This window comes from Mesorhizobium sp. M0854, from assembly GCF_040319815.1.
GTDB lineage: Bacteria > Pseudomonadota > Alphaproteobacteria > Rhizobiales > Rhizobiaceae > Mesorhizobium.
This window is the reverse complement of record NZ_JAMYOL010000014.1, coordinates 63,883-79,104: the sequence shown is the minus strand read 5'-3', so window position 1 is coordinate 79,104 and position 15,222 is coordinate 63,883. Positions and strand designations below refer to the sequence as shown.

Below are 15,222 nucleotides of genomic sequence, written 5' to 3'. Positions count from 1 at the left end.
GCGTGGATCAGGAGCTACCGCAGCACGAGAAGATCAGGTTCAGGCGTGACGAGATCACCGACCTGGGAACCTTTCCGTCCGCGTGCCGCGTCCCGCCGCTCGGCCAGGCGTCGATCGGTCGCGGCGGCCGTTTGATGGCGCGGCTGTTTGCCGGCCTTGTCGCCCTTGTGCTGCTGGCTGGCGCCGGCGTCTACGCGATCGGCGTGTCCGGCTTCGGCTCGGAGCGGCTTCGCGCGGAAGCCGAAACGGCAATCGAGAGATTGGCCGGCTTCGATGTCGACGTTGCCGTCGGGCCAGCCCGGCTGACGCTTGACGGGTCGAGCTTCATTGCGCTGCAGGTCAGCGACGTCAGCCTCAAGACCGCCGACGGCAAACCGATGGCCGATGCCGGCCGGGTCCGCTTCGGCATCCGGCTGATCCCGCTGCTTTCGGGCGAGGTACGGCTGACCAGCGCCCGGATTTCCGACGCGCACATCGTCATGGCCGCGATGCCGTCCGGCGGCGACTGGACGGCCGGGCTGCGCAACCAGGATGGCCTCATCGATCCGGAAAAACTTTCCGCCGCCGTCTTCGCCAACGTCAACCGCGCGCTCGATGCGGTGCGCGAGGATTCGATGCGCCAGATCGATCTGCGCAACGTCGAGCTGGAACTGCCCGAGACCGGATCGGTCAAGTCGGTCACCATCGCCGACGCCTCCGTGTCGCAGACGGGACCGGGAAGCATGGAGTTTTCATCCGATGCGGATGTCGACGGCAGGGCGCTTACCATCGCCGCTTCCGCCACCCGCGATCCGGCGACGCGACGCATCACCACGCTGGACGCCAGCATCCAGGCGGCGGATGCCGAAGCTGCGGCAGCAGGCGGCAAATTGGGCGCGATCGCCTTGAAGCTGGCGGGGTCGGAAGGGACCGGCGACAACAGTTCGCGGCTGACCGCCGCCCTGTCACTGACCGGGTCGGTGCTCGATCTTGGTTCGCGCGGCCTGCTTCCGGCCGACATCGATCTCGATGCGACGCTCGTCGCCGGGTCGAACAAGATCCAGGTCGAAAGCTTGCTGGTGAAAACCGGCCGCTCGACCTTCGATTTCGCCGGTTCGATCGGCCCGAAGCCCGCTACCGGCGCAGCGGGCGAGGAGCCATCCTATCGTTACGACCTGACCAGCGACGGTTCGACCCTGGCGCCTTCGGATTCGCCGGAGCCGGCGCTCAGCTTCATTGCCCGTATTGCCGGCGTCTACCAGCCGACGAGCCAAAAGCTGGTCGCCGAGCAGATCGGCGTCCGGTCCGGACCGGGCAGCGAAGTGCTGGGCACGGCTTCGGTTTCATTCGTCGCCAACCAGGCGCCGGGCATATCGGTGGCGCTCAATGTCCACGACATGCCGGTCTCGCACGTCAAGCAATTATGGCCTTGGTTTTCGGCGCGCAATGCCAGGCTGTGGGTGCTTAAGAACCTGTTCGGCGGCCGCGTCGTCGATGGCAGCCTGCAGTTCCAGGTCGTGCCCGGACGGCTCGGCAACGGCGTGCCGCTTTCCGCCGATGAAGTGTTCGGCCGATTCCAGGTCGAAGGATCGCGCTTCGACACGGCCGGCCGCATTCCGCCGATCCGCGATGCCGTCGGCGTCGTCGGCTTCCACGGCAATGACGTCGACGTCGCGCTGTCGTCGGGCAGCGTCTATATGCCGAGCGGCCGCACGGTGGCGGCGAGCAACGGCACGCTCACCGTCAAGGCGGCGAACCATCCGCCGGTGATCGGCGCGCTCGACATCGACGTCGCCGGCGAGGCGCCGGCAATCGCCGAGCTGGCATCGTTTGACCCGATCAACGCCATGCGCCATGTCGGCCTGCTGCCGGACGACCTGTCCGGCACGGTGACCGGCCACGTCAAGGCCGATATTCCGCTGCAGTCCGGTGTCGACTCTTCCAAACTCGATTGGCTGGTGGCGCTCGACTACAAGGACCTGTCGCTGGGCAAGCCGTTCGAGGGCCAGACGGTCAGCCATGCCGACGGCTCGATCACGGTCGCGCCCGACCGGGCGGTGATCTCGGCGAAGGCGCTGCTCAACGGCATTCCGGCCGAGCTCGACCTGATCGAGCCGCTCAGGGATGGCGGCCCGCCGCGCAGTCGTAAAGTGGCGCTGGTGCTCGACGACAAGACGCGCGCCACCGCCATGCCTGGCCTGTCGACGCTGCTTTCCGGAACCATCAAGGTGGCGATCGACAAGAGTGGCACCGGCAACCAGAACGTGTCGGCCGACCTGACCAATGCCAGGCTGGACATTCCCTGGGCCGGCTGGAGCAAGGGCCCCGGCATTCCCGCCAAGGTCGTCTTCGCCATGGCGAAGACCGGCGACACCACGACGCTCTCCAATTTCGAACTCGATGGCAAGACCTTTTCCATCGACGGCAGCGCGGTGCTGGTCAAGGGCGCCTTGTCCTCGGCCCAGTTCAGCAAGGTCACCTTGAACAGGGGCGACGACGTCGCCGTCTCGGTGAAGCGGTCGGGCAAGGCCTATGCTGTCGAGGTCAGCGGCAGCGCGCTGGACGCACGCTCGCTGATCAAGCAATTCACGTCCGATGTCGACACCGCCACCAAGACCACCGGCGTCGATGCGATCTCGGTCAGCGCCGACGTCAGCTCCCTGACCGGCTTCCACGACGAGGTGCTGTCGAATCTGAAGCTCGACTACAGCGCCGCAGGCTCCCGGGTGAACGGGCTCAAGGTGAGCGCCACGGCAAGTTCGGGAGCCGCCATCACCATCAGCAACACGGCCGGCGGCGGCCTGCGCACGCTCAACATGAAGTCGGCCGACGCCGGCGCCATACTGCGCTTCCTCAATATCTACGAGCATATGGAAGGCGGCTCGATCACGCTGGCGCTCACCGGGGCCGGCGACGGTCCGATGAAAGGCCAGGTCGACGCCAAGAACTTCTTTATCGTCAACGAGCCGAAGCTCGCCTCGATCGTGTCGACGACGCCGGCCGGCGACAACCGCAGCCTCAACGAGGCGGTCAAAGGCAATCTCGACACGTCGAGGGTGAAGTTCGAGCGCGGTTTCAGCGAGATCGATAAGGGCAGCGGCTATCTCAAGCTGCGCAACGGCGTGCTGCGCGGCTCGCGCATCGGCACCACCTTCCAGGGCACGCTCTACGACCAGAACAACAATATGGACATGACCGGCACGTTCATGCCGGCCTACGGCGTAAACCGCATCTTCGGCGAACTGCCGCTGATCGGCGCACTGCTCGGCAACGGCCGCGACCGCGGCCTGATCGGCGTCACCTACAGGCTCAAGGGCAACGCCAACAAGCCGAACCTGGAGGTCAATCCGCTATCGGTGATAGCGCCCGGGATTTTCAGGTCGATCTTCGAGTATCGGTGAGGTCAAAACCCAATTACCTCGAGCGACCGAGTTTTGATCTTAAGCGGCCGCTCGTCCGCCCCGCGAATTCACGCCCATGATCCAAAGGCGACTGACGTCCGCCCGGGCCTAAATGGCCGCTTTGCGCCTAATGTCGGCCGTTAAAGTTAGTTGTGCCACCGCCTTACAGCGGACATCACCGGCGATCGCGGTTGAGGGCGTAGTTGCGCCAGGCGCGGTCATTCGATGTTCTGCCGTTGAACGGCTTCATTCGCCAGTTTAGCGGAAATTGCGCGACAGCATGGTTGCCTCAACAGGGAAGTTCGAAACCCTCTTGGTCCGCGGATCCCGCTGATTGCACGCTGCCGTGCGATATTCTGCAAGATAGCCACCCAACCAACGCCGATAGCCGCATTGCTCTCGACAAGAGCACTCCTGCCGCAGACCACCTAGCTGGCAGACACTTGGCTGATCCCGGCATCGACCCAGGCGCGCGTCTGCTCAAGCACTTCATCCGACAGCGCGGGATCGTCGATCGCCCGGGCGAGGATTACTGCCCCCACCATCGCTGCCCAGCTTCCGATCGCCGCGCGGCGTCTGTCTGCCGGATCCAACTCCGGGAGCGCCTTGCCGATACGGTCGATCTGCGATCGTAGGCCTTCCGTCATGGCCGAGCGTGCAGCCGGGGTCTGATGGCGGATGGCTGCGGCAAGGCCCGCCGTCGGGCAACCACCGGCGCAGTTGTCGCGATGCCGGGGCGAAAGATAGGAACCTACATAAGCGCGAAGATCGCCCCCTCCGCCTGAGTCCGCGGCGAGGACGTGGGCAAGGGTCTGCGCGATCAGGTCGTCCTTCGAACTGAAATGGCCATAGAAGCCGCCATGGGTGAGCCCGGCGGCCTTCATCACTTCCGCCACGCTGACCGCGTCGAACCCCTTCTCGCGAAACAGCCGGCTGGCCGCATCCAATATCCGGTGACGGTTCTCCGCCATCTGCTCTCGACTGACCTTCATTTCAAAATTCTCCGTCGGCCCAGTTGACATTTACATGATGCCCATCATATTTATCCGCAATCATGATGATCGTCATGAATATAGGTTCCATCAGAGAAAAGAGCAATGCCATGACCACCATTCCATCAGTCCTCATCACCGGCGCCTCCACGGGCATCGGAGCTTCCTATGCCGAACGGTTCGCCCGCCGCGGACACGACCTCGTGCTGGTTGCCCGTGACGTGGCACGAATGGAGGCACTGGGAGCCCGGCTCCGTCAGGAAACTGGCGTTGCGATCGACATCATCCAGGCTGATCTTACGCAGCCTGCCGAGCTTGCAACGGTAGAGACGAGGCTGCGCGATGACGTCCGCATCGGGATTCTCGTCAACAATGCCGGAACAGCCATCGGCGGAAGCTTCATCGAGCAGAGTACCAATGACGTCGCCCGGCTCGTTGCGCTCAACACGACCGCGCTTCTGCGACTTGCCAGCGCCATCGCCCCGCGTCTTGCGAAAGCTGGCGAAGGGTCGATCGTCAACATCGGCTCCGTGGTCGGCCTGGCGCCGGAGTTCGGGATGACGGTCTACGGCGCAACCAAAGCCTTCGTGCTGTTTCTGTCGCAGGGGCTCAGCCTCGAGCTCGCACCGAAGGGTGTCTACGTCCAGGCCGTGCTGCCCGCCACGACGCGTACGGAGATCTGGGACCACGTCGGCGCCGACATCAACACGCTCTCCAACGTGATGGAGGTGGACGATCTGGTTGATGCGGCGCTGGTCGGCTTCGACCGCCGCGAACCGGTGACCATCCCGCCGCTTCCCGATGCCGGGCAGTGGGATGCGCTTCAGGCCGCGCGCCAGGCCATGCTTCCGAACTATCGGAACGAACATCCCGCCGAGCGGTACCGCAAGGTCGCCTGAGCACCAACGAATCCATTTGATAACGACCTCGTCGCGGCGGGGACAAACAAGGTGACCTATGACCAACAAAGCACTTTTTGAGCCTTATTCTCTCCGCTCGCTGACGCTCTCCAATCGTATCGTCATGGCGCCCCTCACGCGCAATCGCGCTGGCCCGGGCTTCGTTCCGGGCGATCTTGCCGCCGAGTATTACGGCCAGCGGGCCTCCGCCGGCCTGCTGATCTCCGAGGCCACGCAGATCTCGCGGCAGGGACAAGGTTACCAGGACACGCCCGGCATCTATTCTCAGGCTCAGATCGACGGCTGGCGAAAGGTCACGACCGCGGTGCACGCCAAGGACGCGCGGATTTTCCTGCAGCTCTGGCACGTCGGCCGCGTCTCGCACGTCGATCTGCAGGAGAACGGCGCCGCGCCCGTCGCGCCCTCGGCAATCCGGGCCGCGACCAAGACGTTCGTGAACAACGGCTTTGTCGAGGTTTCGGAGCCCCGCGCGCTGGCGCTCGACGAGCTTGCGAGGATCGTCAACGATTTCCGGCAAGCAGCCGCGAACGCCATTGAGGCCGGCTTCGATGGTGTTGAGATTCATGGCGCCAACGGCTATCTGCTGGACCAGTTCGCCAAGGACGGTGCCAATGTCCGCACGGATGCTTATGGCGGATCGGTCGAGAACCGCGCCCGGCTGATGCTGGAGGTTGCGACTGCGGTGGTCGAGGAGATCGGCGCAGAGCGCACCGGCATCCGGATTTCGCCCGTCTCGCCCGCCAACGGCGTCTCGAGCAGCGCCCCCCAGGCGCAGTTCGACTATATCGTCGATCAACTCGATGCTTTGGGCATCGTCTATATCCATGTCGTCGAGGGCGCCACTGGCGGATCGCGCGATGTCGCGCCGTTCGACTTCGGATCGCTCCGCCGGCGCTTCAACAATACCTATATCGCCAATAACGGCTATGACCTCGACCTCGCGGCGTCGCGGCTCGCCGAGGGCAAGGCGGACCTCTTCGCCTTCGGGCGCCCGTTCATCGCCAATCCCGACCTTGTGGAACGGCTGAAGACGCGCACGCCGCTGACGGAGTTCAACTCGGCGACGCTCTATGGCGGCGGCTCCGCTGGCTATACCGACTATCCCGCGATCGCCGCCTCAAGCCGCCCATGAGCTATCGGAGGGCGGCGCCTGCGAGGCAGCCATCCCACGTGACAGCAGCGCCTCAGGGCATCCCTCTGGCGTTCCGCTCGAACTGGTGTCCAAACCTAGGGATTCAGGAGGGCCATGGAGGGCTATAGCATAGACGTTAGCTCCTCTGGTCCGCCCAGGACCAGCCAGGCGAGATTCGTAGCACGTCGTACGTTCGCTTTACAGGCGCAAGCGGACCCATTCACCGTGATTTCGACTGTCGTGAATGGGTCAGATCGCGTCGATGCATGGGGGTGCCTGAACGTCCGCTTCTCACATTCCAAGCCCCCAAGCCGCAAGTCCGCTTCCGTGCCCCGAAACAAGACGTTCATCGAAGCGCCGCAGAACGTCCGCTATTTGCGCTACCTGCTCGTTCCGATCGATGAGACGAATGGCATCTCGGCCATTCTCGGGAGCTAGCTGATTAACCTCGGCGGTGATTCCGAACCGAAGGTCAGCGCCGCAAGATGAAACCGGTTTCGGAAAAGATCTAACAGGAAGTGCCGGGCCCTGGTCAGACCGGCCGCACCAGAACGTGTTTCTTCTTGCCGAGCGACAGTTTCGCGACGTTTTCCGGGCCAAGATCCTGCAGCGTCACCATCCTGCGATCGTCGGCCACGAGCTGGTCGTTGAGGCGCACGGCGCCGCCCTGGATATGCCGCCGTGCCTCGCCGTTGGACCCGGCCAGCCCGGCGGTGACGAACAGCGACAATATGCCGACGCCGGCTTCAAGATCGGCCCTGCCCACCCCGACGGTTGGCAGTGTTTCGGCGAGCGCCCCTTCTTCGAACGTCTTACGCGCCGTTTCGCTGGCCTCCTCTGCCGCCTCGCGGCCATGCAGCATGGCGGTGATTTCGGTGGCGAGGATCTTCTTGGCTTCGTTGATCTCCGAGCCGCCGAGCCGTTCGAGGCGTGCGACCTCGGCGAGTGGCAGGGTCGTGTAGAGCTTCAGGAAACGGCCGACATCGGCATCCTCGGTGTTGCGCCAGTATTGCCAGAACTCGTACGGGCTCAGCATCTCCGCATCGAGCCAGACCGCGCCCGAGGCCGACTTGCCCATCTTGGCGCCGGACGAGGTGGTGAGCAGCGGCGTCGTCAGCGCATAGAGCTGCGCGCCTTCCATGCGATGGCCGAGATCGATGCCGTTGACGATGTTGCCCCACTGGTCGGAGCCGCCCATCTGCAGCCGGCAGCCGAGGCGCTTGTAGAGCTCGACGAAGTCGTAGGCCTGCAGGATCATGTAGTTGAATTCGAGGAACGACAGCGACTGCTCGCGATCCAGCCGGAGCTTGACCGAATCAAAGGCCAGCATGCGGTTGACCGAAAAATGCCGGCCGACATCGCGCAGGAAATTGACGTAGTTGATGTCCATCAGCCAGTCGGCATTGTTGATCATGACGGCGTCGTTGGGGCCGCCGCCAAATTTGAGGTAGGGCGTGAAGTTGCGGCGGATGCCGGCGAGATTGTCCTCGATGTCCTGCGGCGTCAAAAGCTTGCGCGCCTCGTCCTTGAACGACGGATCGCCGATCATCGAGGTGCCGCCGCCCATCAGCGCGATCGGCCGGTGGCCGGTCTGCTGCAGCCAGTAAAGCATCATGATCTGGATCAGCGACCCGGCATGCAGGCTCCTGGCGGTGGCGTCGAAGCCGATATAGGCGCTCACCGTTTCCGTGGCGAAAAGCTGGTCGAGGCCGGCATCGTCCGAGGTCTGGTGGATGAAACCGCGCTCGCTCATCGTGCGCAGGAAATCGGATTTGAAGGCGGACATTTTCTTTCCCGAAAAGCTTCCGGCCGAACGCGGCTCGGCTATGCATGAAGGCGGGCGTTTAGCACTCAAGCGCGATCAGCAAAAGTGGAATCCGGTTTTGCGACACCCTCTTGCCTTCTCCCCTTGTGGGAGAAGGTGGATTGGCGCGCAGCGCCGAGACGGTTGAGGGGTGTTGGACGGAGTGCCGTCGTTGCCAAGCTGGAACACCCCTCATCCGACCGCGCTTCGCGCGGCCACCTTCTCCCACAAGGGGAGAAGGGAGAACCCCAAGCGTGCGGCCTGCTTGCGTCATTGTTTCGGCTGGCGTAATGAGGCGCCGCGCCAGCGGGGCTCTTCCACTGGACCGCGCGGCATCGATCGAATGCCATATCCTGTGACAGAGTCGAGATGCCGGAGATATCCATCGTCATTCCTTGCCGGAACGAGGCGGCGAACCTGCCGCTTCTGCTCGACGAGATCGGCACTGCCATGGCCGGGCGGGACTTCGAGGTCATCGTCGTCGACGATGGCTCGACAGACGATACGCCTTCGGTGCTTGCCGCAGAGGCAGCGCTTCGCCGGTTTCCGCTGCGCCATCTCAGGCATGAAAAATCCGCCGGCCAGTCGCTCTCGGTGCGCTCAGGCGCCTGGGCGGCGCGCGGCGATATCGTCGCCACCATCGACGGCGACGGCCAGAACGACCCCGGCTACATCCCGGTGTTGATCGACGCGCTGCGGCAGGCTGGTCCCGAAGTCGGGGCCGCGCAGGGACAGCGTCTGAAGCGCCGCGACAGCAAGATCAAGCAACTGGCGTCGCGTTTCGCCAACGGGCTGAGAAAAGCCATCCTGCACGACGAGACGCGGGATACCGGCTGCGGCCTCAAGGCGATCTACACCGACATTTTGCGGAAATTGCCGTTCTTCGACGGCACCCACCGCTTTGTTCCGGCGCTGGTCATCCAGGAGGGCTACCGCGTCGTCCATTGCGATGTCGTCGACCGCTCCCGCCGTCACGGCAAATCGAATTACGGCATCTTCGATCGCGGCCTGCAGGGCGTGCTCGATCTTGCCGGCGTCTGGTGGCTGCGCCGCAGGCGCCGCAGAATGCCCAAAGTAGAGGAAATCAGGCATGGGTAACGTGCTTCAGGAATTGGCGACCTGGCTTCACGATGTTTTCGTCAAGCAATTCGATGCCTGGGTTCTGCTCGGCTTCGTCGCCCAGTTCTTCTTCACCATGCGCTTTCTGGTGCAGTGGGTGGCGTCGGAAAAGGCCAAGCGCAGCGTCGTGCCGATCGCCTTCTGGTTCTTTTCGCTGTTCGGCGGCGGCCTGCTGCTGATCTACGCCATCCAGCGTCAGGATCCGGTGTTCATCGCCGGCCAGGCCATGGGCCTGTTGATCTATATCCGCAATCTCTGGCTGATCGCCAACGAGCGCAAGGCGGCGATGACCAAGGTCGATTGAACCCGCCACCGGCCTGAACCGGTCGAGCAAGCAATCCAGATTACTTGCCGTCCAGCCCGCCGTAAGACCTTACCAGCCGGACCATGTCGGCCGAATCGGCAGTCTCGCTCTCGAGCCCCTCGGCGACACCGACGCGGTCGGCGGCCGGGCGGTTCTGGCTGACTTTCCATTTGCCGCTCATTTCGGTGATTTCGATCTCCAGGCCGACGATGCCCTTGATCTGTGACTGGATGAAGGGCGCCGGCGCGTCGGTCACCGCCCACGGCGCCGAGCGGCTGCCCTCCTGCGACATCGTCAGATCGGAAATCTGCTCGGCCAGCCAATCCTGGTCTTCGATCACCGTGACGCTGCCGCGCACCTGGACGATGGCGTAGTTCCAGGTCGGTACCACCTTGCCGGTTTCACGCTTGGTCTCGTACCAGGACGGCGTCACATAGGCATCGGCGCCCTGGAAGACGACCAGCACCGGCGCCGGGGGATTGTCGGCCAAAAGCCGCCATTGCGGATTGGCTTTGGCCAAATGGGCGCGCAGCCTGCCGTTCGGGGGCACATCCGCATCAAGAACAAAGGGAATCGCGTTGGCGACCGGCCCCTCGACGCCGTTCGACACCAGCAGGCCAAGCGGATGCGCCCGGATCAGCCCGTGCAGGACGTCCGGCCGTGTTTCCTGGAAGTGAGGCGGTTGGTACATCGCCGATTATCTCAGCCGCTTCGGCCGTGGGTCGGACAGTTCCCCGGCCAGCCGGCGATCGAGGTAGTCCGCGCATTCCTCGATCAGAAGCTCAGCATGGTTGGCAAAGAAATGGTTGGCGCCGGGCAGGGTCTTCTGTGTGATGGTAATGCCCTTTTGCGTGTGCAGCTTGTCGACCAGGCCCTGCACGTCCTTGGGCGGCGCGACCTTGTCGGCGTCGCCGTGGATGATCAGGCCGGACGACGGGCATGGCGCCAGGAACGAGAAATCATAGGTATTGGGCTGCGGCGCGACCGAGATGAAGCCCTCGATCTCCGGCCGGCGCATCAGAAGCTGCATGCCGATCCACGAGCCGAACGAATAGCCGGCAACCCAGCAGCTCTTGGAATCCGGATGCAGCGACTGCACCCAGTCGAGCGCCGCGGCGGCGTCGGACAATTCGCCGGTGCCGTGGTCGAACTCGCCCTGGCTGCGGCCGATGCCGCGGAAATTGAAGCGCAGCGTGGTGAAATTGCGCTTCTGGAACATGTAGAAGAGGTCGTAGACGATCTTGTTGTTCATCGTCCCGCCGAACTGGGGGTGCGGGTGCAGGACGATGGCAATCGGCGCGCTCTTTTCCTTCGAGGGCTGATAACGACCCTCCAGGCGGCCGGCCGGACCGGTGAAAATGACCTCAGGCATGAAATACTCCACTTGGCATAAATTGCGCGGCGCCCGGAACAACTCTTCCTCTGGCCCCAGTCTTCCCTAGGACTTGACGCAGGGCGAGCGTCTTTCTAGAAGCTAGTTTAGAATTGTTCAAAACTGGGCGGCCAAAAATTGTGGCTCGGCCACCCGCGCCGCAAGCCGCGTAAATAGGACGTCTTGCCTTGCAATTTCAAGGAAATAACGCGCTATCTTCGCGGAACGGCTTTTGAAGGGACCAGTTGGACGGAAATGGCCGGAGCACGCGCCTACCTCGACTACAACGCCAGCGCGCCGCTGCTTGCCTCGGCGCGCGCGGCGGTGGTGGCTGCGCTCGACGTTGCCGCCAACCCGTCCTCGGTTCATGCCGAGGGCCGCGCTGCACGGCGGCTGATCGAGGACGCCAGGCGCGACGTGGCGCGACTGGTCAACGCCAGGGCCGAGCATGTCGTATTCACATCCGGCGCGACGGAAGCGGCCTCGACGCTGCTGACGCCGGACTGGCAGATGGGGCGCGGCGCTGTCCGCATGAGCCGGCTCCATGTGTCCGAGTCCGATCATCCCTGCCTGCTGAACGGCGGGCGTTTCCCCACGGGGCAGGTAACGCGGATCGGCGTCGACGCCGACGGCGTCGTCAGGCTCGACGTTTTGGCCGAGGCTCTCGTCCAGCATGACAAGGCCGAAGGCTTGCCGCTGGTGGCGATCCACGCCGCCAACAATGAGACCGGCGTCATCCAGCCGGTTGGCCGCATTGCCGAAATCGTCAAGGCGGCGGGTGGCATCCTGGTTGTCGATGCCGTGCAGGCGGCGGGCCGCATTCCGCTCGATATGTCAGCGGGTTACGCAGACTATCTGATTCTCTCCTCGCACAAGATCGGCGGACCCAAGGGCGTCGGCGCCATGGTCGCGGCGTCGGACCTGATGATGCCAAGACCGCTGGTCAGCGGCGGTGGCCAGGAAAAAGGCCATCGCGGCGGCACCGAAAACCTGGCGGCGATTGCCGGGTTTGGCGCGGCGGCGCGCGAGGCGTCTGCCGGCTTGCAAACGATCGAAACGGTGCGGCAGCGTCGCGACGAAATCGAGGCGATCGTGAAAACGCTTGTTCCGGACGCCGAAATCTTCGGGACCGGCGCGCCAAGGCTTGCCAATACGACATTCTTCGCTATTGCCGGCATCAAGGCCGAGACGGCGCAGATTGCCTTCGACCTGGCCGGTGTGGCGCTGTCGGCGGGATCGGCCTGTTCGTCGGGCAAGGTCGGCCCGAGTCACGTGCTGAAAGCCATGGGTTATGGCGACAGCCTCGGCGCGTTGCGCGTGTCCGTCGGCCACGCGACCAGCGCTGAAGACATTGAGCTGTTCCGTTCGGCGCTGGCGACGATCGTCGCGCGCCAAGCCGGTAAGGAAAAGGCAAGCAGGGAACGAGCCGCCTGAGCGCGGCAGACGAAATGTAGGGCTTGCGGCCTGGTAGAAGCCGTGCGTTCGAATTTGGCCGGGTGAATTTCCGGCATGAACGCACTATATGAAGCTTACGCCGCCTCGGGTGCCTGATGGGTGCTCGTTTGCGGTGCCATAGTTTGAAAACTGCCGGGCCTTGACCCCGGCGTGGATGGAGAACGCTGATGCCTGCTGTGCAGGAGACGATCGATCGAGTTCGAAAGATCGATGTCGACCAGTATAAATACGGATTCCAGACCGAAATCGCGATGGACAAGGCCCCCAAGGGCCTGAGCGAAGACATTATCCGCTTCATTTCGGCGAAGAAGGACGAGCCATCCTGGATGCTGGAATGGCGCCTGGAAGCCTATCGCCGCTGGGTGACGCTGGACGAGCCGAAATGGGCGCGCGTCCACTATCCCAAAATCGATTTCCAGGACCTCCACTATTACGCGGCGCCCAAGAGCACGCCGGGGCCGACTTCGCTCAGCGAGGTCGATCCCGAACTGCTGAAGGTCTATGAGAAGCTCGGCATTCCGCTCAGGGAACAGGAAATCCTCGCCGGCGTGCAGAAGACCGATGCGTCGGAGCTCGAGGAAGCCAGCGACAACGTCTACAAGTCGGGCCGCGTCGCCGTCGATGCGGTGTTCGATTCCGTCTCCGTCGTCACCACTTTCAAGAAGGAGCTGGCGCAGGCCGGCGTCATCTTCTGCTCGATCTCGGAAGCCATCCGCGAGCATCCGGAGCTGGTGAAGAAGTATCTCGGCTCGGTCGTGCCGACCTCCGACAATTTCTACGCAACGCTGAATTCGGCCGTGTTCACCGACGGTTCGTTCGTCTTCGTGCCCAAGGGCGTGCGCTGCCCGATGGAACTGTCGACCTATTTCCGCATGAACGAGAAGAACACCGGCCAGTTCGAGCGCACGCTGATCATCGCCGAGGAGGGGGCTTACGTCTCCTATCTCGAAGGCTGCACGGCGCCGCAGCGCGACGAGAATCAGCTTCATGCCGCGGTGGTCGAGCTGATCGCGCTCGACGATGCCGAGATCAAATATTCGACGGTGCAGAACTGGTATCCCGGCGACGCCGAAGGCAAGGGCGGCATCTACAATTTCGTCACCAAGCGCGGCGACTGCCGCGGCCATCGCTCGAAGATTTCGTGGACGCAGGTCGAGACCGGTTCGGCCATCACCTGGAAATATCCGAGCTGCATCCTGCGCGGCGACGATTCCAGCGGCGAGTTCTATTCGATCGCCGTGTCGAACGGCTACCAGCAGGTCGACAGCGGCACCAAGATGATCCATCTCGGCAAGAACACGTCCAGCCGCATCATCTCCAAGGGCATCGCCGCCGGCTTCTCGCAGAATACCTATCGCGGCCAGGTCTCGGCGCACCGCAAGGCGACCAACGCCCGCAACTTCACCAATTGCGACTCGCTGCTGATCGGCGATCAGTGCGGCGCACACACCGTGCCCTACATGGAAGCCAAGAACTCGACGGCGCAGTTCGAGCATGAGGCTACGACCTCGAAAATTTCCGAGGACCAGAAGTTCTACGTCATGCAGCGTGGCATCCCGGAAGAAGAGGCGATTGCGCTGATCGTCAACGGCTTCGTCAAGGACGTCATCCAGCAACTGCCGATGGAATTCGCGGTCGAAGCGCAGAAGCTGATCGGGATTAGTCTTGAGGGGAGTGTTGGGTGAGTTAACTGGAACGGCGATCATGGATTTGTTCAAGCGGATAGAAGGCTTGATATTTGCCGTTCTGATGCTCTTGCTGACATTGGCTGTTGGTGGTGCTGTGATGGCGTTGATAGGCGCAGTGTTTGGCTTGAGTTCGACAAAAACTATTGGTGGTTCGATTGCAGGCTTAAGCGCGGCTGGGTTTTTTAGCTGGATGTTGGTCACCAGCAAGTTTGTACGCGCTTTTCGAGCTTTTAGAAAAGTTCCGTCGCAGGCCGGGCACCGCGAACAAGAAAGTGGAAAATAATGCTTGAAATCAGAAACCTCCATGCCCGTATCGTCGATGACGGCACCGAGATCATTCGCGGCCTGAACCTGACGGTCAGGGCCGGTGAAGTCGCGGCCATCATGGGGCCGAACGGCTCGGGAAAATCGACGCTGTCCTATATCCTTGCCGGGCGCGAGGATTATGAGGTCACCGAGGGCGACATCCTCTACAACGGCCAGTCGATCCTCGACATGGATCCGGCCGAGCGCGCTACCGCCGGCATCTTTCTCGCTTTCCAGTATCCGATGGAGATACCGGGCGTGGCGACGATGGAATTCCTGAAAGTTGCGATGAATGAGCAGCGCAAGGCGCGCGGCGAGGAGCCGCTGAAAATCCCGGAATTCCTCAAGCGCGTGAAGGAAGCGGCCGCCTCGCTCAACATGGACATGGCGATGCTGAAGCGGCCGCTCAATGTCGGCTTTTCCGGCGGCGAGAAGAAGCGCGCCGAGATCCTGCAGATGAAGCTGCTCGAGCCGAAGCTGTGTGTCCTCGACGAGACCGATTCCGGACTCGATATCGATGCGCTGAAGATCGTCGCGGACGGCGTCAACACGCTGCGCTCGCCGGATAGGGCCATTGTCGTCATAACCCACTACCAGCGCCTGCTCCAATACATCGTGCCGGATACGGTGCACGTGCTCTACAGGGGCCAGGTGATCAAGTCGGGCGACAAGTCGCTGGCGCTCGATCTCGAGGCCAATGGCTATGCCGGCGTGATCGGGCAAGCCGCGTGAGATGCCGGAAGGCGGGAC

At 63.1% G+C, this 15,222-nt stretch carries 13 protein-coding genes; 9 read left to right on the top strand and 4 right to left on the bottom strand.

The genetic code is table 11. The features are described from left to right. Nucleotides 1-2 precede the first annotated feature (2 nt). A complete protein-coding gene (locus NKH99_RS21260; protein WP_353015371.1) occupies nucleotides 3-3,380 on the top strand; it encodes a hypothetical protein in 3,378 nt (1,125 codons plus the stop codon). A gap of 428 nt (nucleotides 3,381-3,808) precedes the next feature. On the opposite strand, the gene NKH99_RS21255 is transcribed toward NKH99_RS21260, so the two are convergent. Then, the gene (locus tag NKH99_RS21255; RefSeq protein ID WP_023674676.1) at nucleotides 3,809-4,372 is read right to left on the bottom strand and encodes a TetR/AcrR family transcriptional regulator; all 564 of its coding nucleotides are present in this window, start codon (nucleotides 4,370-4,372) and stop codon (nucleotides 3,809-3,811) included. A 110-nt stretch (nucleotides 4,373-4,482) separates the two neighbouring features. Between NKH99_RS21255 and NKH99_RS21250 the strand changes: the two genes are divergently transcribed. Together NKH99_RS21250 and NKH99_RS21245 are read left to right on the top strand one after the other, a co-directional pair. Then, on the top strand, nucleotides 4,483-5,271 hold the full coding sequence (locus NKH99_RS21250; RefSeq protein WP_352614117.1) for an SDR family NAD(P)-dependent oxidoreductase: 789 nt from the start codon (nucleotides 4,483-4,485) through the stop codon (nucleotides 5,269-5,271). Between the two features lie 58 nt (nucleotides 5,272-5,329). Then, nucleotides 5,330-6,424 carry an alkene reductase gene (locus NKH99_RS21245; RefSeq protein WP_353015368.1) on the top strand — a complete coding sequence of 365 codons (1,095 nt, stop codon included), beginning with the start codon at nucleotides 5,330-5,332 and terminating at the stop codon, nucleotides 6,422-6,424. Nucleotides 6,425-6,956: 532 nt separating this feature from the next. Here the strand turns inward: NKH99_RS21245 and tyrS are convergent. After that, the gene (gene tyrS, locus NKH99_RS21240) at nucleotides 6,957-8,210 is read right to left on the bottom strand and encodes a tyrosine--tRNA ligase (RefSeq protein ID WP_353015365.1); all 1,254 of its coding nucleotides are present in this window, start codon (nucleotides 8,208-8,210) and stop codon (nucleotides 6,957-6,959) included. A gap of 387 nt (nucleotides 8,211-8,597) precedes the next feature. Here tyrS and NKH99_RS21235 point away from each other — a divergent pair, with 387 nt between their 5' ends. Both NKH99_RS21235 and NKH99_RS21230 read left to right on the top strand, forming a co-directional pair. Continuing rightward, the gene (locus tag NKH99_RS21235; protein ID WP_352474713.1) at nucleotides 8,598-9,326 is read left to right on the top strand and encodes a glycosyltransferase family 2 protein; all 729 of its coding nucleotides are present in this window, start codon (nucleotides 8,598-8,600) and stop codon (nucleotides 9,324-9,326) included. Further along, nucleotides 9,319-9,651, top strand: a complete 333-nt coding sequence (locus NKH99_RS21230) for a lipid-A-disaccharide synthase N-terminal domain-containing protein (protein WP_023674681.1) — start codon at nucleotides 9,319-9,321, stop codon at nucleotides 9,649-9,651. The genes NKH99_RS21235 and NKH99_RS21230 overlap by 8 nt, the downstream gene beginning before the upstream one ends. Nucleotides 9,652-9,691: 40 nt before the next feature. Here NKH99_RS21230 and NKH99_RS21225 read toward each other — a convergent pair whose 3' ends face one another. Then, entirely contained in the window at nucleotides 9,692-10,342 is a 651-nt protein-coding gene (locus tag NKH99_RS21225) for an FMN-binding negative transcriptional regulator (protein WP_353015362.1), read from the bottom strand. A 6-nt stretch (nucleotides 10,343-10,348) separates the two neighbouring features. Continuing rightward, complete coding sequence (locus tag NKH99_RS21220) at nucleotides 10,349-11,023, bottom strand: alpha/beta hydrolase (RefSeq protein ID WP_023674683.1); 675 nt, start codon at nucleotides 11,021-11,023, stop codon at nucleotides 10,349-10,351. A gap of 255 nt (nucleotides 11,024-11,278) precedes the next feature. Here NKH99_RS21220 and NKH99_RS21215 point away from each other — a divergent pair, with 255 nt between their 5' ends. The 4 genes from NKH99_RS21215 (at nucleotide 11,279) to sufC (ending at nucleotide 15,204) form a co-directional block, all read left to right on the top strand. Beyond that, nucleotides 11,279-12,457: a cysteine desulfurase family protein gene (locus NKH99_RS21215; protein WP_353015360.1), complete on the top strand. Its 1,179-nt coding sequence runs from the start codon at nucleotides 11,279-11,281 to the stop codon at nucleotides 12,455-12,457. A 188-nt stretch (nucleotides 12,458-12,645) separates the two neighbouring features. Next, on the top strand, nucleotides 12,646-14,163 hold the full coding sequence (gene sufB / locus NKH99_RS21210; protein WP_352614113.1) for a Fe-S cluster assembly protein SufB: 1,518 nt from the start codon (nucleotides 12,646-12,648) through the stop codon (nucleotides 14,161-14,163). 19 nt (nucleotides 14,164-14,182) lie between these two features. Continuing rightward, the gene (locus NKH99_RS21205) at nucleotides 14,183-14,449 is read left to right on the top strand and encodes a hypothetical protein (RefSeq protein ID WP_352926420.1); all 267 of its coding nucleotides are present in this window, start codon (nucleotides 14,183-14,185) and stop codon (nucleotides 14,447-14,449) included. Further along, on the top strand, nucleotides 14,449-15,204 hold the full coding sequence (sufC, locus tag NKH99_RS21200; protein ID WP_352746447.1) for a Fe-S cluster assembly ATPase SufC: 756 nt from the start codon (nucleotides 14,449-14,451) through the stop codon (nucleotides 15,202-15,204). The genes NKH99_RS21205 and sufC overlap by 1 nt, the downstream gene beginning before the upstream one ends. The last annotated feature ends 18 nt before the right edge of the window (nucleotides 15,205-15,222 follow it).

Excerpts from the sequence above, each read along its gene's own strand:
- NKH99_RS21220 (WP_023674683.1), bottom strand. The coding sequence starts at position 11,023 with ATGCCTGAGGTCATTTTCACCGGTCCGGCCGGCCGCCTGGAGGGTCGT.
- NKH99_RS21245 (WP_353015368.1), top strand. The coding sequence starts at position 5,330 with ATGACCAACAAAGCACTTTTTGAGCCTTATTCTCTCCGCTCGCTGACG.
- sufC (WP_352746447.1), top strand. The coding sequence starts at position 14,449 with ATGCTTGAAATCAGAAACCTCCATGCCCGTATCGTCGATGACGGCACC.
- NKH99_RS21215 (WP_353015360.1), top strand. The coding sequence starts at position 11,279 with ATGGCCGGAGCACGCGCCTACCTCGACTACAACGCCAGCGCGCCGCTG.
- sufB (WP_352614113.1), top strand. The coding sequence starts at position 12,646 with ATGCCTGCTGTGCAGGAGACGATCGATCGAGTTCGAAAGATCGATGTC.
- tyrS (WP_353015365.1), bottom strand. The coding sequence starts at position 8,210 with ATGTCCGCCTTCAAATCCGATTTCCTGCGCACGATGAGCGAGCGCGGT.
- NKH99_RS21225 (WP_353015362.1), bottom strand. The coding sequence starts at position 10,342 with ATGTACCAACCGCCTCACTTCCAGGAAACACGGCCGGACGTCCTGCAC.
- NKH99_RS21255 (WP_023674676.1), bottom strand. The coding sequence starts at position 4,372 with ATGAAGGTCAGTCGAGAGCAGATGGCGGAGAACCGTCACCGGATATTG.
- NKH99_RS21250 (WP_352614117.1), top strand. The coding sequence starts at position 4,483 with ATGACCACCATTCCATCAGTCCTCATCACCGGCGCCTCCACGGGCATC.
- NKH99_RS21235 (WP_352474713.1), top strand. The coding sequence starts at position 8,598 with ATGCCGGAGATATCCATCGTCATTCCTTGCCGGAACGAGGCGGCGAAC.
- NKH99_RS21205 (WP_352926420.1), top strand. The coding sequence starts at position 14,183 with ATGGATTTGTTCAAGCGGATAGAAGGCTTGATATTTGCCGTTCTGATG.
- NKH99_RS21230 (WP_023674681.1), top strand. The coding sequence starts at position 9,319 with ATGGGTAACGTGCTTCAGGAATTGGCGACCTGGCTTCACGATGTTTTC.